Source organism: Duganella sp. BJB1802, from assembly GCF_013369445.1.
GTDB lineage: Bacteria > Pseudomonadota > Gammaproteobacteria > Burkholderiales > Burkholderiaceae_D > Rugamonas > Rugamonas vulcania_A.
Genome location: NZ_JABWEF010000022.1, coordinates 101,279 through 121,443, shown reverse-complemented (window position 1 = coordinate 121,443; position 20,165 = coordinate 101,279). Strand labels below are relative to the sequence as shown.

Sequence of the window (20,165 nt, the reverse complement as noted above, 5' to 3'; positions counted from 1 at the left end):
CGCCGTTGGGGGCGCCGGCGTCGACGATGGCGCTGGGGTGGACGATGTATTCCATGGCGGGCTCCGTGGTGGTCAGTAGTCGAGCGGCAGGGCGACGCGGCGGCCGTCGCGCGCCGAGCGGTAGGCGGCGATCAGCAGTTCGAGCGACTTCAGGCCCTCGCGGCCGTCGGTCTCGGCCTCGGCCTCGCCGCGCAGCACCTGCAGCACGTTGTCGTAGTACAGCGGATGACCGTGGCCGTAGACCGAGGTGGTGGCGTAGCTGGCCTCGCGCACGCCGGCGTCCTCCGGCTCGGGCTCGGCGAAGTCCCACTGCTGCACCTCGTTGACGGCCACGCCGCCGATGCGCGCCGTGCCCTTCTCGCCGAGGATGGTGATGCTGCCCTCCAGGTTGTGCGGATAGGCCAGCATGGTGACGTTCATCGAGCCGAGCGCGCCGTTGCGCCAGCGCAGGCTGATCACGCCGGTGTCCTCGACCTCGATGTCGCGCGCCAGCGTGGCGGTGTAGGCCTGCAGGCTCTCGACCGGGCCGACGATCCAGTCGATCAGGTCGACGTAGTGGCTGGCCTGGTTCATGAACGCGCCGCCGTCGAACTCCCAGGTGCCGCGCCAGGCGGCGCTGTTGTAGTAGGCCTGCGGCCGGGTCCAGAACACATTGAGCGTGACCATGTAGATGCGGCCGAAGCGCTTGCCGTCCACCGCGCGCTTGAGCCGCTGCAGCGTCGGGTTGCGGCGGTTCTGCTTGACCACGAACATGCGCACGCCGGCCGCGTCGCAGGCCGCCACCATGCGCTTGGCGTCCTCCCAGCGGGTGGCCATCGGCTTCTCGGTGATCACGTGCAGGCCGGCGCGGGCGATCTGCACCGCCTGCTCCGGATGCAGGCCGGACGGCGTGGTGATGATGCAGGCGTCGGCCTCGCTGTGCGCCAGCATCTGCTCCAGGCTGGTGTAGGCGGGGGCGCCGGTGTGCTCGGCGGCGCGCCGCAGCGCGGCCGGATCGATGTCGCACACGCCGACCAGCTCGCAGCGCGCGGCGTGCTGGCGCAGCGCGCTGAAGTGGTTGTGCGCGATGCGGCCGCAGCCCACCAGCGCGAAGCGCAGCTTGCGGTCGACGACGGCGGGAACGAACTGGCGCATGGCGGTCTCCTTGGAATGGCGCTTACGAGGCGTGGGCCGGCTGCGGCGCCATGGCCAGCCGGGCGATGGCGCGGCGCGCCCGTTCGCCGTCGGCGGCCGGGGCGCCGCCGTGCGGCGCGAAGTCGCCTAGGATGGTCTGCAGCATGGCCTCGATCAGCCAGCGGTCGTTGGTGGCGCAGGCCAGCAGCAGCAGTTCGATCGACTGGTCCAGCAACGCCGGCGCCTGCGCCTGCTCCTTCAGGCGCAGGATGCGCGGATGGCGGCTGGGCACGGCGTCGTCGGCGCTCAGCAATTCCTCGCGCAGCTTTTCGCCGGGGTACAGGCCGACGTAGCGGATCTCGATGTCGCCCTGCGGGCAGGCGGCGGTCTTCTCGGTCAGCCCGGCCAGCGCGATCATGCGCCGCGCCAGGTCGACGATGCGTACCGGCTGGCCCATGTCGAGCACGAACAGGTCGCCGCCCTCGGCCATGGCGCCGGCCTGGATCACCAGCTGCGCCGCCTCCGGTATCAGCATGAAGTAGCGCTCCATCGCGGCGTCGGTGACGGTCAGCGGCCCGCCCTGCTGCAGCTGGCGGCGGAACAGCGGCACCACCGAGCCGGACGAGCCCAGCACGTTGCCGAAGCGGACCATGCTGAACACGGTGCGCGCCGCGCCGCCGCCCTGCGCGGCCTGGAACACCAGCTCCGACAGGCGCTTGCTGGCGCCCATGATGGTGCTGGGCCGCACCGCCTTGTCGCTGGAGACCAGCACGCAGGTGTCGGCGCCGTGGCGGGCGGCCGCGCGCGCCACCGCCTGCGCGCCCAGCACGTTGTTGCGCAGGCCCTCCACCATGTTGGTCTCGACCAGCGGCACATGCTTGTAGGCGGCCGCGTGGTAGACGGTGTCGATGCGGTCGCTGCGCATCACGCGCTCCAGCAGGCGGGCGTTGCAGGCCGAGCCCAGGTGCGGGCGCAGCGCCAGCTTCGGCCAGCGCGCCTGCAGTTCCTGGACGATGGTGTAGAGCGCGAACTCGCTGTGGTCGAGCAGATGCAGGCAGCGCGGCGCCAGGCCGGCGATTTGGCGGCACAGCTCGCTGCCGATGGAGCCGCCGGCGCCGGTCACCAGCACGCCCTTGTCGCGCACGCAGCGGGAGAACAGCGTCGGGTCGGGCTGCACCGGCGGCCGGCCCAGCAGCAGCTCCAGCGGGAAATCCGCCGCGGCCGGGCGCGAGGCGGGCCGGGGCCGCCGCCGTGGCGCGTGGTCGGCCAGGTCGGGCAGGGCGCGCAGGAACTTGATGCCGACACCGGCGCCGCCCAGCATGCGCGACACCGCGACTAGCCGTTCGCCCGACGCGGCCGGCAGCGCGACGACGATCAGCCGGATCGACCAGCTCGCGGCGACCTCGGCCAGCCGCTCCGGCGGAAACACCCGCAGGCCGGCGATGGTGCGTTGTTCGCGGCGCGCCTTCTCGTCGAAGAAGCAGACCGGGCAATATTGGCCGTCGCCCTGCATCGTCTGCGCCAGCCGGGCGCCGGGGTCGCCGGCACCATAGATGGCGACCGCCTCGCGCGCCTGTGGCGGCCGTGTGTGGCGCTGCAGGAAGCTGCGCGCCGCCAGTCGCGACGCCACCAGGTAGGACAGCGCGACGAACCAGTAGCTCAGCAGCGTGCCGGACGGGCAGGCGTCGGCGCGATCCAGCGTCAGCAGGTGGATGCACAGCGCCGCGCCGGCCAGGCCGAGGCCGGCGAGCGCGAGGCGGCGCTGGTCCAGGTAGCGCACCGCCGAGCCGTACAGGTCGCTCATCGACAGCGCTGACAGCGACGTGGCCGCCAGCAGCAGCGCGAGCGGCAGCACCGGCGCCGGCCTGGCGCCGCCGCGCATCAGCAAGGCCAGCTGGAAACACAGCGGCAGCGCCAGGCCGTCCGCCCCGAACATCAGCGCGCGCTTGTCGCCGCGCCTGAGGGCGATCAGCTTCCCGCTGAGCAGGCGGGCGGCGGCAAGATAGCGGCGGGTGACGGCAAGCATGGTGCGGGACCTCGGTGAAGCAAGCGTGGCATGGGCCGGACGCTCAGGGCGTCCGGCATGCGTTGATTGTCTTCTGACCAGCACATGGCGGCTTGACAGCGATCAAACGGCACGGCGGAGCTTAACCGAACCACTTGACTTTCAGATTTCCATTCGTAATTAATTTTGCGCGGAAATTAGCGCAACGGCTTGATCACGTAGACGCAGCGGCGCGCGCCGTCGAGCAGGTGTTCGACCCGGCCCACCGAGCATCCGGGGCCGAGCACGCGCTGGAACAGCTCCAGCTCCGAGCGGCAGAACTTCTGGCACTGGCGGGCGGCGGCGCAGATCGGGCAGTGGTTCTCGATCAGCAGCAGGCTGCCGTCGTCGCCGGTTTCGACTTCGGCCATATAGCCCTCGCTGCTGCGCGCCTGCACCAGCGCGGCGACCCGCTGCGGCAGCGTGTCGGACGCCTGCAGATGCTGGCGGTATTGCTGCTCGCTGGCCGCCTCGCGCGCGTGGATCAGCTGGTCGAGGCCGGCGTCGCCGAACAGGCCGCGCACCTGGTCGATCAGCTGCAGCGTCAGGTCGGCGTGGCGGTCCGGGAAGCGCGCGTGGCCGGCGTCGGTCAGCAGCCAGCGGCGCGACGGCCGGCCCGGCTTGTCGGCCACGTCCTCGTACGTCACCATGCCTTTTTCCTGCCACGCCTCGAGCTGCTTGCGCGCGCCCATCGACGTCAGGTTGAGCAGGCCGGCCAGCTGCTGCGCGGTGTGCGGGCCGCGCGTCTTCAGCAGGAACAGGGTGTGTTCGGCGGTGTTCATGGCAGCGCGCCTTGCAGCTTGTCCTTGCTGGCCATGGCCGCGTGCCAGGTCTGCATGCGCCAGGCTGACCACGCGGTCAGCGCCGCGCCCAGCACCAGGATCAGGCGCGTGTCGATCAGCGTCAGCACCGCGCCGACCAGCGCCATGATGATGTTGGCCAGGCAGAAGGTGGTGGAGATCAGGCCCATGACCGCGCCCTGTCCGTGCGCGCCGAAGCGCTCGGCGCACCAGTTGGGGACTATGGCGTTGTAGATCGAATGCGGGATGCCGTACAAGACGATGGCGGCGATGCCGACCCACGCGTTGCTGGCCGCGACCAGCGCGATCAGCGAGGCCGTCACCAGCGCGAAGCGGCGCGCCCGCAGCAGCGGCTCGCCTTCAAACGGGCGGCCGGCGAACATGGTGGTGGTGGTCATCACCGCGCACATGGCGGCGGTGGTCCAGGCGATGCCGCGCGCGCCGAAGCCCGGCACCTCGACCAGCCACAATGGATAGAACTCGTAGAACGCGGTCACGCCGCAGGTGTAGGCCAGCGTGACGATGAACAGGTTGCGCAGGTCCGGTTCGCGCAGCAGGTTGAGCGAATGGCGGTCGCGCGCGACCTGCCACCACGAGGTGGTCGCCAGCGACGGCGCCTCGTTCGGCAGCACCACGGCCACCAGCAGCGCCACCAGCAACAGCGCCGCCATCGCGATCCAGAACGGCACCGTCAGGCCCCACGCCAGCGTGACGCCGGCCACCAGCGGCCCGGCCAGCCAGCCCATGTAGAACGCGCCGTTGAGCCAGGACAGGGCCTTGCGGCGCAGGTCGCCGCTCAGGCGATCGGCCAGCATGGCGCGCGCCACCGAGCCGTTCCCTTCCAGCAGGCCGGTGACGAAGCGGGCCACGATGAACAGCGGGTAGGATTCGAGCAGCAGCGCGCAGGCGGTGGCCGCATGGCCGATGGCCGCGCCGACCGCCGTGATCAGCAGCACCGGCCGGCGGCCGTAGCGGTCGGACATCGGGCCGAGCAGCGCGGAGCCGATCAGCAGGCCGAGCGGATTGATGGTCAGCGCCAGGCCGAACAGCAGCTTGGGCGGCAGGCCGAGAAACTGGTTCAGGCCGTTGCTGACGCCGGCCGCGAACAGCGGCGGCAGGATGGGGTAGGGCAGCGAGGCGCCTATCGTCGAGAGCAGGGCCAGCAGGCAGGCGGCGCTGATCAGCAGAGGTGTTTTCATCGGCGGCAATCAAAGGGAGCGAGTACCGACACTGTAAGCGGACTCCGCTAATAAGTAAACGAAAATGTTTATTAACTCAGTAGTGCAGGACCAGCGGCAGGGTGGGGCGGCAGTCACGGACCTGGCCCTGGGCGCCGTGGTCGAGGCAGATCTCCATCAGGTAGGCGTCGCCTTCGAGCAGCGTGAGCTGCGTGCCCGCGCTGGCCGCTTGCGCGGGCGCCGACAGTGCCGGCGACGGCAAGGTCAGCGTGACCGAGATGATCGCGTTCACGCCGGCCGCGTGGTCCAGCGGCTGGCGGCGCCCCTCGGGATAGAACGCCGGCGCCACGCCTTTGGGCAGGAAGAACCACATCGGCTCCGACGCCGGCACGTCCGCGCCGATGCCGATGCGCATGCCGGGCGGCAGATACGGCGGCGCGTAGTCCCAGCACGGGAAGGGCGCGTCGGCCTCGTCGCCGTCGGGCCGGAAGCACACGCCGAACGGGCAGGCCGGGCCACCGTCGGCCAGGCGTTCGGCCAGCAGCGTGGGGCTGGTCTGCGCGTTGCGCACCTCGTCGTCGTCGGCGATCCACAGCAGTTCGAGGAAGGCGTCGTGGAAGAAGAAGCGGCGGTTCTCCGTGCCTTGGCCCGGATGACGGTTGCCCGATCCCTCGCTCAGGCCGAAGGACCGCAGCAGTTCCGACTCCGGCGCGCCGGCACGGGCGCGGATGAACAGGTGATCGATACGCATCGCTTATTGTCCCTGCTCGATCATGCCGCGGATCTTGACGGCCTTCTCGAAGTGATCCAGCTGGTGCGTGCGTATCCACCATTCGGCCGCTTCCATCAGCAGCTCCGGGTTGTCGTTTTTGTTGGCGAAGAAGGCGTAGAAGGACAGTCCGACCGTCTCGCCCTTTTGCGCGATCTTGTCGTTACAGACGCGGATGATTTTTTCTCGCAGTTGAATACGCACGCTATGGAGTCCTGTGTTATCAAGACCTCAACTATACATTGTTGCGCTATGATGCGGCATCACTTTGATACTGAAACACGATGAAGAATTGGTTTGCCAGCGAGCGCGGTGCTTACTTCTTTCTGCTGCTCGGCATAGGCCTGATGTTGCTGTTCGTCGCGCTGGAGCGCAACTTCCCGGATGCGGCGCAACTGGAGACGGCGAGCGGCCGCGTCGCGTGGTCGCAGCCGGCGCAGGGCGGCCTGTATTTCACGCTGGACGGCGACGAGCACCGCTTCGTGCTGTTCGCCAAAGGCGACTCGGACCAGCGCCTGCGCGCGGCGATCGCCGACGCGCAAGCCTATCCGGTCAAGGTGAGCTACCACCCGGGACAAGTGAGCAGCCCGGGTTTTCTGCCGGGCCGCTACTACGCGGTCTACGGCGTGACGGTCGGCGGTAAGGAAGTCTCTTCGCTGTCCACGGTGCGGGGCAGCTACCGCCGCGACAACCTGATCGCGCTGGCGATGGGCGTGCTGTTCGCGGCCTACGGCGGGCGCCGCGTGTGGAACTTCAGGGCCGCAGTCGCTCCAGCAGCTCCACGTCGCCGGCCACGATGAAGGCCAGGTTGGCCGTGATATGTTCGACCGGCCAGTCCCACCACGCGATCGCCTGCAGGCGCGCCGCCACGTCCGGCGCGAAGCGCTCCTTGAGCTGCTTGGCCGGATTGCCGCCGACCACCGTGTACGGCGCGACATCGCTCACCACCACCGAGCGTGAGGAGACGATGGCGCCATCGCCGATTTTCACGCCCGGCATGACCAGCACGTCATAGCCTATCCAGACGTCGTTGCCGATCACCGTGTCGCCCTTGTATGGCAGCTCGCCCTGCGCCGGCATGGCCTGTTCCCAGCCGTTGCCGAAGATCTGGAACGGGTAGGTCGAGATGCCCGACAGCTTGTGGTTGGCCCCGTTCATGATGAACTTGACGCCGCGCGCCAACGCGCAGAATTTACCGATCACCAGCTTGTCGCCGATGAAGGGGAAGTGATACAGCACGTTGCGCTCGAAGTTCTCCGAGTCCTCGGGATCGTCGTAGTAGGTGTAGTCGCCGATGACGATGTTGGGATTGGCGACCGTGTTCTTGATGTAGCAGACTTGCGGGAAGCCCGCCATCGGATGTGGGTTATTGGGTGATGGTCCGTTCATTCACTCTCCTTACTAGTTCTGATCTGGCCCGATACAGCGCGAATAAGCTGAGTCGCCAGCAGGACAATAGCAAAATAAAAAGCTATATCCAACACCAGTGCACCTGCGAACAGCCGATCTTCACCGAACGACAGTTGGCGTTCCACGGAGATACCCGGTGCGTCGAACAAATAGGCCGCCGGGAACCCGCCCTTCAATACCGGTTTGTAGCACGGGCTGGCGGCGTTTGGTCCACACAAGTTGCCATACTCCGCCACTTCGGGACCAACTTGCTCAACGCGCACCGACAGGAGCGCCAGCGCTGTTCCCAGGGTTAGGGAGATGCCGATCCGGGTTAATTTGGCTGACAGACGCATTTGCTCCTCATTTCCGCAAGCTCCACATGAGATGCACCTGGGACATTTTGTCCCGATGTATGGAAATTGTTTTTAGGTACTATGCCTCAGAACGTGCGGAGGTCGAGCTCCTCACGATAGACAGTCGCAAGTAATAACCTGGAAATACACAAAATGGATTGGATCCCAATAGTCTTCGGTACGTTCAAGGCGCTCGTGCTCGGCACAGGCATGTTCTTCGCCATCAAATGGCATTACGACCAAGGCAAGAAGGGCGAGGGGCGCGCGGTGTTGCGCGCGAGCGGCAAGGTGATGGCGCTCTTCACGCTATCGCTCCTGGGCCTGGGGTTCGTCACCTTCCTCGTGGTCAGAATGCTCGGCATGGACTTGACCTTCCCATGACCTTATGACACGTCGCGCTGGCGGCGGAAGGCCAGCCAGCCTGCGATCACGGTGAAGCTGGCGACGATCGCCACCACCAGCCAGAAGCCTTCCGGGTCCTGCGCCAGCGGGATGCCGCCGACGTTCATGCCCAGCAAACCGGCGATGATGTTGATCGGCAGGGCCAGCACGGTGACGATGGTCAGCACGAACAGGCTGTGGTTATTGCCCTCGTTGACCAGCGCCGCGATCTCCTCCTGTATCAGCTTGATGCGCTCCTGCAGCGAGGCCATGTCGGCCAGCACCATCGAGAATTCCTCGGTCGATTCGCGCAGCTCCTGCGCGTCGATCTCGGCCACCCAGGCCGGCGGCCGTTGCAGCAATCGGAACAGCGCCGCCGGTTCCGGCGCCAGCAGGCGCTGCAGGCGCACCAGCACGCGCCGCAGCGCGCCCAGGCTGGCGCGCTTGGTCTTCAGTTTGCCGGCCAGCAGATTGTCCTCGATCTCGTCGACGGTGCTGATGGCGTTGCGGACGATCTTGATCAGCGCGTCGGCCTGGTCGCGCAGCAGATGGATCAGCAGTTCGACCGACGAGCGTATCGGCTCGCCGTTGCGCACCGCGTTGCGCAGGCCGTCGACCGCCTTCAACGGCTTGCGCCGCGCGCTGATGGCGATCTGCCGGTCGACGCTCAGCCACAGCGTGGAGATGTCGGACGGCTCGAACGAAAAATCGTGCAGCACGTCGTTGACCACGGCGATCAGCGTATTGTCGGCCATCTCGATGCGGGTCGAGCGTGGGCCTTCGTGCAGGCTCTCGTAGAATTCCTCGGGTAGTGCGGTGTGCTCGTGCAGCCATTTCTCGCTGGCGGTGTTGGCCAGGTTGTAGTGCAGCCAGATGAATTCCTGCGGATGCTGCTCGCGCGCGGCCAGCCAGGTGCGGGCCGCGTCGGCGTCCAGCGGCAGGCCTTTGCCGTCCGGCGCGCGGCCGAACAGGTAGCCGCAGACCAGACCCGATGGGTCGGAGCCGTAGGACAGTGGCGCATTCTGCATTCGATTCCTCCGTGATGATCACGGACGTGAGGATAGCAAAATACGCCCGGCCGGGGGAATAAATCCTCAGACCAGCAGCGCGGCGTTCATCTCGATGGCGTCGATCCTGGCCTCGGCCAGCATGGATTCGAGCTTCTCTTCGTCGATGAACAAATCGATGGCCGAATCGGAGTGCGGCGGCAGGTCGCGCTGCGGCTCCTGCAGCGGCGACTTCACCGGCGACAGGTGGTTGGCCAGCAGCAGCGTGTCGAGCAGCGTGTCCGGCGGGATCGACATGAAGCTGTCGCGCAGGCCTTCGATGGCTTCGGCCACCGGCTCGGGGATGCACAGCTTGCGCATCACTTCGCGCGTGATGATCTCCTCGCTGGCCGAATGCCAGTTCTCGGGATCTTCTTCCAGCAGGCCGGGGAATTCGTCGGCGCGCGAGAGCAGGTAGAAGCCGCCCACCTCGTGCACGATGGCGGCGAACAGCGCGGTGTCCGGATTCACGCCGGTGACCTGGCGCGCGATGATGCGCGACAGCGCCGCCACGGCGATGGTGTGGTCCCACAGCTTCTCGGCCTTGAAGCGCAGGTCGGGGTCGGCGATCTTGGCGCCGAACTGGCGCACCACCATGGCGGCGGCCAGCGCGAACAGGTTCTGATAGCCGATACGCATGATGGCGCCGCGGACGTTGGTGATCATCGGCGCGCCGGAGCGGTTGAACATCGCCGAATTCGCGATGGCGACGGTACGCGCGGCCAGGATCGGCTCCGCCAGCACCAGGCTGATCGCCTTGTCGACCGGGCACTCCGGGTCGTCCAGCGCGAGTTGAACGCGGAGTGCCGCATTGACGCTGGTCGGGAAAACCAGTTCACCACGGATGGCCAGCGCCGCGATATGGCCGAATGCTTCAAGTTTATTCATGATCAAAATTATACGCATGCGCGGCCCCAATCTCAACGCCATCATGGCGTGATGTGGCTTCTTGGCGGCGGGAGGAGGCGGCAATGCGACAGTGCGCGGCGCCATCGGGGGCGCCGCGCACGGGAAAAGCTTGGTTCAGCTTCAGGCGTTGGCGAATTGCGGACGGCGCGCGGCGCCGTCGCGCTGGTAGCGGCTGACCGACAGGTCGTCGGACAAGATCGCCGGGCGGCGCGCCGAGATCAGGTCCGCCAGCAGCTGGGCCGAGCCGCACGACATGGTCCAGCCCAGGGTGCCGTGGCCGGTGTTGATGAACAGGTTGCGCAGACCGGTGCGGCCGACCACCGGCGTGCCGTCCGGCGTCATCGGACGCAGGCCGGTCCAGAAGGTGGCGGACGCGGTGTCGCCGGCGCCGGGGAACAGGTCGTTGACCACCATCTCCAGCGTCTCGCGGCGGCGCGGGTTCAGGTTCAGGTTGAAGCCGGCGATCTCGGCCATGCCGCCGACGCGGATGCGGTCGTCGAAGCGGGTCACGGCGATCTTGTAGGTCTCGTCCAGGATGGTCGAGACCGGCGCAGCCGAGGCGTTCACGATCGGCACGGTGATCGAGTAGCCCTTCAGCGGGTAGACCGGAATCTTGACCAGGTCCTTCAGCAGCGTGGTCGAGTAGGCGCCCAGCGCGACCACGTAGGAGTCGGCCGTCACCAGTTCGCCGGCGAGCTGCACGCCTTTGATCTCCTCGCCGGCCGTGACCAGGCCGGTGATGTCGACGCCGTAGCGGAACTTCACGCCCATCTGCTCGGCCATCGCGGTCAGGCGGGTGGTGAACAGCTGGCAGTCGCCGGTCTCATCGTTGGGCAGGCGCAGGCCGCCGACCAGCTTGTTCTGGTCCAGGCCGGGCTCGGCGGCGACCAGTTGTTCGCGGCTCAGCAGTTCATACGGCACGCCGGTTTCCTTCAGCACCTGGATGTCCTTGGCGGCGTCGTCCAGTTGCTTCTGGGTGCGGAACAGCTGGGTGGTGCCTTGCTGGCGGCCTTCGTATTCGATGCCGGTGGCGGCGCGCAGCGCCTTGAAGCAGTCGCGGCTGTACTCGGCCAGGCGCACCATGCGCTCCTTGTTGACGGCGTAGCGCTCGGCATTGCAGTTCTGCAGCATCTGCCACATCCATTGCAGCTGGAACAGCGTGCCGTCCGGCGTGATCGACAGCGGCGCGTGGCGCTGCAGCATCCATTTCATCGCCTTGAGCGGGATGCCGGGCGCGGCCCACGGGGAGGCGTAGCCGGGGGAGATCTGGCCGGCGTTGGCGAAGCTGGTTTCCAGCGCGGGGCCGGGCTGGCGGTCGAGCACGGTCACGTCGTGGCCGGCCTGGGCCAGATAGTAGGCGCTGGTGACGCCGATAACACCGCTACCCAAGATCACAACGCGCATACAGTCTCCCGATTATTTAGCCATGCCAGATATTCCGCTATGGTATGCTTGTATCACCAGTATTTGTTACTGTATAACTTGATAAATTCAGTGGATTTTCATGCGAATTCAAAAGGAATCGGTCCGCACCCTGGACAAACTGGACAGAAAGATATTGCGCATCCTGCAGGAGGATGGGCGGATCTCGATGAAGGATTTGAGCGAGCAGGTGGGGCTGTCGATCACGCCGGCCATCGAGCGCGTCAAGCGCATGGAGCGTGACGGGGTGATCACCGGCTACCACGCGCGCATCGATCCGCCGGCGCTGGGGGCCAAGCTGCTGGTGTTCGTGGAGATCACGCTGAACCAGAAGTCGGGGCCGGTGTTCGAGCAATTCCGGCGCGAGGTGCTGCGCATTCCGGAGGTGCAGGAGTGTCATCTGGTGTCGGGCGATTTCGATTACCTGATCAAGGCGCGCATCCACGAGATGGCCGAGTACCGCAAGCTGCTGGGCGACATGCTGCTCAGTTTGCCCGGCGCGGCGCAGTCGAAAAGTTATGTCGTGATGGAGGAGATCAAGGAAACCTTGATCCTTTCCACCGAGGTGGCGCAGGCTTGAGCCGCCTCAAAGTGTGGCGCTTGCGCGGCGCAGCGAGAGGCGCACAATATGCGGATGAACACCACATTCGACACCCTCAGTTATACCAAGCGGCTGGAAGCGGCCGGCGTACCCGCTGAGCAAGCGGAGGCGCATGCGTTCGCGCTTGGCGAAGTGATGCGGACGCAATGCGCGACCAAGGCCGATATCTATGAACTGCGCGAAGAACTGCGCGAAGCGATACTTTCGCAAGGTGCACGGATGGATGCGCAGGGTCTTCAGTTGCAGCAGATTATCCGGGAGGTTGCTGCAGCCTCAGAAAAACGGGATATGCTGCTGGATGCGAAAATCGATCTGGAGGTGCGGCGGCTTGAGGGTTTGATCAAAGGGCAGGGCGACCGCCTCCATAACGACATGCTCAAGTTAAAGACTTATCTGATGGGCTGGACCGTGGCGCTCAATCTCTCGCAGCTTGCCGTCCTGTTCGCCGCATTGACCTACTTCCGCTCCTAGCCGTTCGCCAGCTAACGCAGCGATCGCGCCGCTTCAGTTAAAATGCAATAACAGCATTATTTACGAAGCGGAGCAAGTGTGAACAATCAGCACGGTACTCCAGGCGATACCCATGTCATCAGCGTGCGCTCCCTTGACGAGCACATGTCTTCCGATCAGAGCTTCAGCTCGGCCTACGCGCGCGCGGTCGGCGCCATCGCCGGCAACGAGGGCAGCCTGACGCTGGCCCAGTTCGCCGCCGTCACCGACATCGCCGGCGACGGCAAATCCTCCGCCGTCTTCACCGCGCTGGTGTTGAACGCCATCGAATCGGGCGTGGACGTCGACTGGGCCTTCAACGCCCTGAGCCGCAGCAGCGCCGGCATCGACCAGGCCGCGCGCGAAAACGCCCTCGCCATGACCATCCCGCTGCTGGCGCTGCACGGCGCCGACGCCCGCGCGCTGGCGCAGCGCCTGGCCAAGGCGCTGTCGGCCCGGCTCTCGCCCGAAGACCTCAACCACCTGCCGCCGGCCGAGGAACGCGGCATCCTCGCCAACCTGGGCGAACAGGCGCGCCGGCTGGTGCGCGGCCGCTCGCTGGCCGACACCGTGGCCGATTTCGGCCGCCACGCGGGCCAGCCGGTGCTGGTCGAACACGCGCGCAACTTCCAGTCCGGCGACATCGACCACGGCCAGCTGCGCGAATTGGTGGGCACCGCCACCACCGCCATCGCGCAGGACATCAGCGCCTACCTGGAACAGGCGCGCATGCTGTCGGCGGGCGAGGCCATGGCCGCCACGCTGATCAGCGCCGCCAACGACCTGAAAAACCAGGTGCTGCAACGCCTGACTTTGGTGGACCAGCGCATCGCCCACGAACGCCGCCTGATGCTGGAGGAGATCGACGACGCCGTGCACGACGCCGGCAACGCCATCGAACTGGCCATCACCGACCGGCTCAACACCGATCAGTGGAAGGATGAAGACGTGTGGGCCAGCATGGGCCGCCAGCAGTTCGGCCAGGAGATGGAGCGGCGGCTGGACCGCGTCGTGCGCCGCAAGGAGCAATCGCTGCATCTGCTGCAGGAGGATTTGCGGCTGTTCCAGCAGGCGATGCGCCTGAATCAATCGTCGGTGTTCCAGCGTCAGCACCACTCCACGCTGGCCAAGCTGATGCCGCGCCTGCGGGTCGGCACGCGCATCGTCAACAGCGTGGACACGGCGGCCAACGTCACCTTGATGAGCGGGGCGGTGGTGGCGGCCGGCACCGGCACGGCGGCCTATCTGATCGGCGCGGCGGTGGTGCTGCCGGTGGTGGCGCCGGTGGCGCCGTTTGTCGGCGGCGCGGTGCTGCTGGCCGGCGCGTTCAAGTGGTTCAGCGACGGCGGCAAGCGCAAACGCACCGAGATCCGCGACAAGCGCGCCGCCTTCGAGGCCGAACTGCGCAAGCAGCTGCAGGCCGCCGAGCAAAGCTTCAACACGCAGCTGGACCTGGTGGCGCAGGGCTTCCACGAGTCGGCGCTGCAGCTGCTAACGCCCTTGCTGCTGGAGGCCGAAGCGGCCGGCCGCGTGCCCGGCATGCGCCAGCGTATCGCCGACCGCGTGATCACCCACGCCCAGGCGGCGATCCGCCAGCTCGACGCCGAGCTGCGAAAATAATCAGAGGTTGCGGGCGACGATGGCGTCGGCGGCGGTGGCGGCCTGCTGCAGCGGCTGCGCCAGCGCCTGCGTGCTGTAGACCGGCGCCTGCGGCATCGCCGCGCCCAGCACCGGGCCATCGGTCTTGCTGACGTCGACCGTCACCGTGGTCGACAAGCCGATACGCAGCGGATGCTCGGCCAGTTCCTTCGCATCGAGCGCGATGCGAACCGGCAGCCGCTGAACCACCTTGATCCAGTTGCCGCTGGCGTTCTGCGCCGGCAGCAGCGAGAACGCGCTGCCCGTGCCGGCCGACAGTCCGACCACCTTGCCGTGGAAGACCACCTTGCTGCCATACATATCGGCCTCGATCTTCGCATCCTGGCCGACGCGGATGTCGCGCAGCTCCGATTCCTTGAAGTTCGCGTCCACCCACAACTGGTCCAGCGGCACGATGGACAGCAGCGAGGTGCCCGGCGTGGCGCGCGCGCCGATTTGCACGCTGCGCTTGGCCACATAACCCGACACCGGCGCGACGATGGTGTTGCGGCGCGCCGCCAGCCATGCCTGCACATAGTCCGCCTTGGCCGCCTGCACCAGCGGATGCTGCGCCAGCGGCACGCCGGCCACGCCGGCCTGCGCGGCCTCGGCTTGCCGGAGCGCCACCGCGATCGCGGCGCGCGCGTTGTCCACGGCCTGGCGCGCGTGGTCCACTTCCTCACCCGACACCGTGTGGTCCGCAGCCAGCGGCTTGCGGCGCGCCAGATCGTCCTCGGCGGTCTTCAATTGCAGCTTGCGCAGCGCGACGGTGGCCTCGTACTGCGCGACGTCCGCGTAACGCTGGCGCTGCTGGCGCACGGCCGCGCCGAGGCGGGCGTCGGCCTGGCTCAAGGCGACATCGGCGTCGGCCGAATCGAGCTTGATCAGCGTGGCGCCGGCGCGCACCATCTGCGTTTCGTCGGCGCGGATTTCGGTGACGTTGCCCGCCACCTGCGACGACAGGTTGACCAGGTTGCCGCCCACGTAGGCGTTGTCGGTTTCCTGCTCCTTCGACAGCACGGCCTTGTAGTAGACCGCGTAGGCCGCGCCGGCGGCGAGAAACAGCAGCGTGATGGCGGCGAGGACGGTCTTGCGTTTGCTGTCGTTGGTTTTGGTGATGTCAGTGCTCATGTTCGGTTCCCGGTTTTATTTGGAGGCGGTGGCGGTGGGCGCTTCTTCGCGGTAGCCGCCGCCCAGCGCGTTGGTCAGGGCCACTTCGGCCAGCAGCTGCACCTGCTGCAGATAGAGGTCGGCGTCCTGCTGCTTGAGCAGCGCCAGTTGTGCGGTCAGCGTTGCCGCGCGGTCGGCCAGGCCGTGTGCCAGGCGCGCCTGCGCCGACGCCAGTTGCGCGCGCGTCGTGCCGGTGGCCGCTGCCTGCTCGGTGATCTGCCGCTCGATGCCTTGCAGTTGAACGCCGTCCTGCGCGACTTCGCGTACGGCGTCGACCACCGCCTGGTTGTATTCGGCGATGCGCTCGTTGCGGCCGGTGCGGGCGCCGTCGAGTTGTGCGTCGAGGCGGCGGCTGTCGAACAGCGGCAGCGTCAGCGTCGGGCCGAGGTACAGCGTGCGGCTGGCGGATTGCAGCAAGTCCTCCAACTTGATGGTGTCCAGGCCGATGGAGCCGGTCAGGTTCACGTCCGGATAGAACGCCGCCTTGGCCGCATCGATCCTGCTCAGCGAGGCTTCCAGCTTCCAGCGCGCGGCCTGCAAGTCCGGGCGCCGCGCCAGCAACTCCATGCCGAGGCGGGAGGGCAGGGCGTGCGCCGCGCTGCCCAGCGTGCGCGCTGTGAGGCCGGCCAGCGTGCCGCTGTCGGCGCCGGTCAGGGCGCGCAGGGCTTCGCGTTCGCGGCCGATGTCGGCGGTGAGCTGCGCGTGCTGCTTGCGGATCTGGCTCAGCTCCGCTTCGGCGGCGCGCTGCTCGTCGCTGTTGGCCAGGCCGCCGGCGATGCGCTTGGCCTTGTCCTGCACCAGCGCCGCCTGCGCGGCCGCCAGCTGCTCGTTGTTGGCCAGCCGCGCCCACGCGCCTTGCAGCCGGAAGTAGCTTTGCGCGACGGCTGCGGCCAGCGCGCGTTCGGCTTCGGCGTATTCGGCGCGGCCGGCGTTCAATTCGCCGACGGCGGCGGCCACCTGCGCGCGGTTCTTGCCCCACCAGTCGAAGTTGTAGCGCGCTTCCAGGCGCAGGGTCTCGGCGGTGAACCACGCGCCGCCGATGGGCGCGGGGAACAGGCCGGTGCCGGAATAGCGCTGGCGGTTGGCGCCGGCGTAGCCGTCGACATCAATCCCCAGGTCGGCCGCGCTGCGCGACAACGCCGAACGCGCGCTGCCGATGTGCGCCGCCGCCACGTCCAGCGTCGGCGCGGAGGCCAGCGCCTGCTTGATCAGCGCGTCCAGTTGCGGATCGCGGTAGGCGGTCCACCATTGCGCATCGGGCCAGCCTTCGCGCGCCAGTTTGATGTCGGCGGGCAGTTCGGCGATGTCGCGCCGCGCCGGCGGATGCTGCTCCGGCGCGACGTGGGCGCAGCCGGCCAATGCCAGGGCCATGGCAAGCAGCAGGGTGGTCTTGTTCATTTGAGGTTCCATTCGTTTCATGTTCATTCCATCGCTGCGTGGTCGACCGCCGGCGCGGCTTGTTTGGCGGGCGGACGCACCAACAGCAGCAGCGGTATCACGCACAGCGTCAGGATCATCATCAGCCAGAAGTCGTCGACATAGGCGATCATCGAAGCCTGGCGGGTGATCTCGCCATTCAGCGCGGCCGCCGCTTCGGGCGTGGCCACGTTGTCCAGCAGCGCCGGATTGACGGTGGTGATCTTCTCGGCCAGCGTGGCGTGCATGCCCTGCGTGTTCCGCACCAACAGCGTCTGCACCAACGCGATGCCGATCGAGCTGCCGATATTGCGTATCAGGCTGTAGATGGCCGTGCCCTCGGCGCGCATCTCCGGCGACAGCGTGGCGAAGGTCGCGGCGCTCAGCGGCACAAACACCAGCCCTAGTCCCAGGCCCTGGATCACGCCCGGCCAGACGATGTCGCTGCGCGAGAGCACCAGCGTGTAGCGCGTCATCTGCCACAGCGAGAAGGCGGTGATGGCGAAGCCTATGCCCAGCAGCAGGCGCAGGTCGAACTTGCCGACCAGCCGGCCCACCACCATCATCGCGATCATGGTGCCGATGCCGCTGGGCGCGGTCACCAGGCCGGCGACGGCGGCCGGATAGCCCATCAGGCTTTGCAGCATCGACGGCGTCAGCGCGCGCGTGGCGAACAGCACCAGGCCGACGATGAAGATGAACAGCAGGCCGCTGACGTAGTTCGCGTTCTTCAGCAGCCGGTAGTCGAAGAACGATTTGCCGGCCGGCCGCAGCGCGGTGTGCGCCACGAAGTAGGCGAAGCTCAGGGCCAGCACGATCGCCTCCACCCAGGTCTCCCTGGCCGCGAACCAGTCGTTTTGCTCGCCGCGGTCGAGCAGCATCTGCAGCGCGCCGATCGACAGGCTGAGGGTGGCGAAGCCGAAGGCGTCAAAGCTCATCTTGCGCGCGCCGGGCACCGGGCGGATGTAGCGCCAGATGCCGTAGAACGCCAGCGCGCCCACCGGCACGTTGATGAAGAACACCCAGCGCCAGTTGTAGCTGTCGGTCAGCCAGCCGCCCAGCGTGGGGCCGAGGATGGGGCCTATCATCACGCCCATGCCCCACACGGCCATGGCCGAGCCGTGCTTCTCGCGCGGATTGATGTCGAGCAGCGTGGCTTGCGACAGCGGCACCAGCGCCGCGCCGAACACGCCCTGCAGCAGGCGCGCGGCGACGATCTCCGCCAGCGAGCCGGACAGCCCGCACAGCACCGAGGCCAAGGTGAAGCCGGCCACCGCGGTCAGGAAGATGTTCTTCTGGCCGTAGCGGTCGCACAGCCAGCCGGTCAGCGGCGTGGCGATGGCGGCGGCCACGATGAAGGAGGTCAGCACCCAGGTGATCTGGTCCTGCGAGGCCGACAGGCTGCCCTGCATGTGCGGCAGCGCGACGTTGGCGATGGTGCCGTCCAGCGCCTGGATGACGGTCGCCAGCATGATCGACAATGTGATCATGGGGCGGTTGATGTCGCCGGGCGGTGCGGCCGTGCTCATGGGCGCGACTCGATTTCGGTGAGCAGCGTCTCCAGGAATTCGGTGACGACGCGCAGCACCGCCGGATCGGCGCCGCCCAGCAGCTCCAGGCGGAAGGCGGAGGCTTCCCGCCAGACGCTCTGGTAGATCTGCTGCCCTTGTTCGGTCAGGCTGACCAGCTTGACGCGGCGGTCGGTCTCGGACGGCGTGCGGACCACGTAGCCGGCTTTGACGAGGCGGTCGATGGTGGCGACCATGGTCGGGTCCTCGACGCCGACGCGGGCGGCCAGCCGGGTTTGCGACAGCGCCTCGCTTTCCTTGGCGATGAAGGCGATCGCCATCCAGCTGGCCTGGCTCAGGCCCAGGTGCTTGAGGCGGCGGTCGACCGCCAGGCGCCAGGCGCGGGCGGTGCCGTGCATCGCGGCGGAGAAGCGTTCTTCGATAGAGGGCATATGATTTCGCAGCTAATGGTTAGGTATCGAACGATTATTTTAGCACGGGAGTTTTCCGTTCAACAAGTGGCGTGCTACGCTGGCGACATTGCCCAATCAGGAACCACCATGAAAACTACTCTCGCCGCCGCGCTGTGCCTGTTGCCCTTGTTTTGTCTGGCCGAAGACGGACCGCCGATCACGCCTTACCGGCCGTCCGTGTCCAGTCCGGCGCAATTGCCGGCCGCCGGCCAGCTGGAACTTGAACTGGGTGGCCTGAGCAGCAAGTCCGACGACGGCCGGCGCAACAGCCTGCCGTACGCGCTCAAGCTGGGCTTCAACGAGCAATGGGGCGTGGTGCTGGTGGGCGAGGGCTTCGTGTCGGCGCCGGACGGCGATGGCGGCCGCGCGCGCGGCATCGGCGACACGCAGTTCGTGCTCAAGCGCGCCTTCATCCTCAGCGAGGCCAGCGCGCTGGGGCTGGAACTGGGCGCCAAGGCGCCCACCGCCAAGGACAGCATCGGCAGCGGCCGCGCCGACTACAGCCTCAACGGGATCTACAGCCAGGACATGGGCAGCGTCCACATGGACGCCAACCTCAACGCCACCCGCCTGGGCGCCTACGATGCCGGCACGGGCCGGGTGCAGACCGGACTGTCGGCCTCGTTCTCGACGCCGGTCAACGAGCGCTGGGGCGTGACCGGCGAGTGGTCCGGCACCCGCCGCAGCGGCGCGGCCAGCACGGCGCAGGTGCTGGTGGCGATGAGCTACAGCCCCAGCAAGCGGCTGACGGTGGACTTCGGCGCGGCCCACGGCATGAACCGCGCGTCGCCGGACTGGGCCTTCTTCAGCGGTGTAGTGTTGCCGCTGGCGCAACTGTGGTGAGCGATTGCGGCGATTTATGTACGCTAGCGTACGGAAAGTTACTCCTCGGTTTGCTAAGATGGGAATTGAGCAAGTTCGCTCAGCCACACTATTACAAGAAAAGAAGGCCATCATGAAAGCCAAGATCCTCGCCGCCAGCTTGCTGGCGTTGTCCTCCGCAGCTTACGCCAGCGACGTTGGCGTCTCCATCAGCATCGGCCAGCCCGGCTTTTACGGCCGCCTCGATATCGGCGACTACCCGCAGCCGCAGGTCATCTACCGCGAGCCGGTGATCGTGCAGCGCCCGGTGCGCTATGTGGAGACCGCGCCGGTCTACCTGCACGTGCCTCCGGGCCACGCCAAGCACTGGGACAAGCACTGCGCCGAGTATCGCGCCTGCGGCCAGCGCGTGTACTTCGTCGATGACGGCTGGTACCAGAATCAATACGTGCCGCGCTATCGCGAGCGTCATGGCGAAGGCCGCCGCGATGATCGTCGCGACGACCGCCGTGACGACCGCCGCGACGACGACCATGGCAACGGCAACGGCAACGGCCGGGGTCATGGCAACGGTAACGGCCACGGCAACGGCCACGGCAAAGACAAAGACTAAGCACGCGGCGCAGGCCGCCGCCCACAGG

General features: G+C 67.3%; 22 protein-coding genes. 7 read left to right on the top strand and 15 right to left on the bottom strand.

The features are described from left to right. Positions 1–72: 72 nt before the first annotated feature. From HUX88_RS27475 to HUX88_RS27450, 6 genes are all read right to left on the bottom strand, one after another. Complete coding sequence (locus HUX88_RS27475) at positions 73–1,134, bottom strand: Gfo/Idh/MocA family protein (RefSeq protein WP_117010034.1); 1,062 nt, start codon at positions 1,132–1,134, stop codon at positions 73–75. Positions 1,135–1,156: 22 nt separating this feature from the next. Further along, complete coding sequence (locus HUX88_RS27470) at positions 1,157–3,139, bottom strand: nucleoside-diphosphate sugar epimerase/dehydratase (protein WP_176363803.1); 1,983 nt, start codon at positions 3,137–3,139, stop codon at positions 1,157–1,159. Between the two features lie 176 nt (positions 3,140–3,315). After that, positions 3,316–3,939, bottom strand: a complete 624-nt coding sequence (locus HUX88_RS27465; protein WP_176363802.1) for a metalloregulator ArsR/SmtB family transcription factor — start codon at positions 3,937–3,939, stop codon at positions 3,316–3,318. Then, the gene (locus HUX88_RS27460) at positions 3,936–5,156 is read right to left on the bottom strand and encodes an MFS transporter (protein ID WP_117010037.1); all 1,221 of its coding nucleotides are present in this window, start codon (positions 5,154–5,156) and stop codon (positions 3,936–3,938) included. The genes HUX88_RS27465 and HUX88_RS27460 overlap by 4 nt, the downstream gene beginning before the upstream one ends. Positions 5,157–5,232: 76 nt before the next feature. Continuing rightward, positions 5,233–5,886, bottom strand: coding sequence for a VOC family protein (locus HUX88_RS27455; protein ID WP_176363801.1), 654 nt, complete (start codon positions 5,884–5,886; stop codon positions 5,233–5,235). A gap of 3 nt (positions 5,887–5,889) precedes the next feature. Then, positions 5,890–6,108 carry a DUF6500 family protein gene (locus HUX88_RS27450; protein ID WP_176363800.1) on the bottom strand — a complete coding sequence of 73 codons (219 nt, stop codon included), beginning with the start codon at positions 6,106–6,108 and terminating at the stop codon, positions 5,890–5,892. 80 nt (positions 6,109–6,188) lie between these two features. On the opposite strand from HUX88_RS27450, the gene HUX88_RS27445 reads away from it, so the two are divergent. Next, a complete protein-coding gene (locus tag HUX88_RS27445; protein WP_176363799.1) occupies positions 6,189–6,704 on the top strand; it encodes a hypothetical protein in 516 nt (171 codons plus the stop codon). On the opposite strand, the gene HUX88_RS27440 is transcribed toward HUX88_RS27445, so the two are convergent. Together HUX88_RS27440 and HUX88_RS27435 are read right to left on the bottom strand one after the other, a co-directional pair. Continuing rightward, positions 6,658–7,293, bottom strand: coding sequence for a Vat family streptogramin A O-acetyltransferase (locus HUX88_RS27440; protein WP_176363798.1), 636 nt, complete (start codon positions 7,291–7,293; stop codon positions 6,658–6,660). The two genes, HUX88_RS27445 and HUX88_RS27440, sit on opposite strands and share 47 nt — an antisense overlap. After that, positions 7,290–7,649: a hypothetical protein gene (locus HUX88_RS27435; protein WP_117010041.1), complete on the bottom strand. Its 360-nt coding sequence runs from the start codon at positions 7,647–7,649 to the stop codon at positions 7,290–7,292. Before HUX88_RS27435 ends, HUX88_RS27440 begins: the two co-directional genes overlap by 4 nt. A 153-nt stretch (positions 7,650–7,802) precedes the next feature. On the opposite strand from HUX88_RS27435, the gene HUX88_RS27430 reads away from it, so the two are divergent. Beyond that, positions 7,803–8,030, top strand: a complete 228-nt coding sequence (locus HUX88_RS27430) for a hypothetical protein (protein ID WP_176363797.1) — start codon at positions 7,803–7,805, stop codon at positions 8,028–8,030. 2 nt (positions 8,031–8,032) lie between these two features. On the opposite strand, the gene HUX88_RS27425 is transcribed toward HUX88_RS27430, so the two are convergent. The 3 genes from HUX88_RS27425 to HUX88_RS27415 all read right to left on the bottom strand — a co-directional run bounded on the left by HUX88_RS27425 (position 8,033) and on the right by HUX88_RS27415 (position 11,389). Continuing rightward, on the bottom strand, positions 8,033–9,058 hold the full coding sequence (locus tag HUX88_RS27425) for a transporter (protein ID WP_176363796.1): 1,026 nt from the start codon (positions 9,056–9,058) through the stop codon (positions 8,033–8,035). Between the two features lie 66 nt (positions 9,059–9,124). Beyond that, complete coding sequence (locus tag HUX88_RS27420; RefSeq protein WP_117010546.1) at positions 9,125–9,964, bottom strand: HDOD domain-containing protein; 840 nt, start codon at positions 9,962–9,964, stop codon at positions 9,125–9,127. A 141-nt stretch (positions 9,965–10,105) separates the two neighbouring features. Beyond that, positions 10,106–11,389 carry a D-amino acid dehydrogenase gene (locus tag HUX88_RS27415; protein WP_117010044.1) on the bottom strand — a complete coding sequence of 428 codons (1,284 nt, stop codon included), beginning with the start codon at positions 11,387–11,389 and terminating at the stop codon, positions 10,106–10,108. 100 nt (positions 11,390–11,489) lie between these two features. Between HUX88_RS27415 and HUX88_RS27410 the strand changes: the two genes are divergently transcribed. From HUX88_RS27410 to HUX88_RS27400, 3 genes are all read left to right on the top strand, one after another. Then, positions 11,490–11,987 (top strand): Lrp/AsnC ligand binding domain-containing protein, encoded by a 498-nt coding sequence (locus HUX88_RS27410; protein WP_117010045.1) that lies wholly within the window; start codon positions 11,490–11,492, stop codon positions 11,985–11,987. Between the two features lie 48 nt (positions 11,988–12,035). Next, positions 12,036–12,479 (top strand): hypothetical protein, encoded by a 444-nt coding sequence (locus tag HUX88_RS27405; protein ID WP_117010046.1) that lies wholly within the window; start codon positions 12,036–12,038, stop codon positions 12,477–12,479. Between the two features lie 78 nt (positions 12,480–12,557). Further along, positions 12,558–14,117, top strand: coding sequence for a hypothetical protein (locus tag HUX88_RS27400; RefSeq protein WP_176363795.1), 1,560 nt, complete (start codon positions 12,558–12,560; stop codon positions 14,115–14,117). Here HUX88_RS27400 and HUX88_RS27395 read toward each other — a convergent pair whose 3' ends face one another. From HUX88_RS27395 to HUX88_RS27380, 4 genes are read right to left on the bottom strand one after another with little or no spacing between them, the layout of a single operon-like run. Next, on the bottom strand, positions 14,118–15,266 hold the full coding sequence (locus HUX88_RS27395) for an efflux RND transporter periplasmic adaptor subunit (protein ID WP_117010048.1): 1,149 nt from the start codon (positions 15,264–15,266) through the stop codon (positions 14,118–14,120). It lies immediately after the preceding gene. A 15-nt stretch (positions 15,267–15,281) separates the two neighbouring features. Further along, on the bottom strand, positions 15,282–16,703 hold the full coding sequence (locus HUX88_RS27390) for an efflux transporter outer membrane subunit (protein WP_176363794.1): 1,422 nt from the start codon (positions 16,701–16,703) through the stop codon (positions 15,282–15,284). Between the two features lie 23 nt (positions 16,704–16,726). Then, complete coding sequence (locus HUX88_RS27385) at positions 16,727–18,250, bottom strand: MDR family MFS transporter (protein WP_117010050.1); 1,524 nt, start codon at positions 18,248–18,250, stop codon at positions 16,727–16,729. Then, the gene (locus HUX88_RS27380; protein ID WP_176363793.1) at positions 18,247–18,681 is read right to left on the bottom strand and encodes a MarR family winged helix-turn-helix transcriptional regulator; all 435 of its coding nucleotides are present in this window, start codon (positions 18,679–18,681) and stop codon (positions 18,247–18,249) included. Before HUX88_RS27380 ends, HUX88_RS27385 begins: the two co-directional genes overlap by 4 nt. Before the next feature lie 108 nt (positions 18,682–18,789). On the opposite strand from HUX88_RS27380, the gene HUX88_RS27375 reads away from it, so the two are divergent. Continuing rightward, positions 18,790–19,545 carry a transporter gene (locus HUX88_RS27375; protein ID WP_117010052.1) on the top strand — a complete coding sequence of 252 codons (756 nt, stop codon included), beginning with the start codon at positions 18,790–18,792 and terminating at the stop codon, positions 19,543–19,545. 112 nt (positions 19,546–19,657) lie between these two features. After that, a complete protein-coding gene (locus tag HUX88_RS27370) occupies positions 19,658–20,137 on the top strand; it encodes a hypothetical protein (protein ID WP_117010053.1) in 480 nt (159 codons plus the stop codon). Positions 20,138–20,165: the final 28 nt, after the last annotated feature.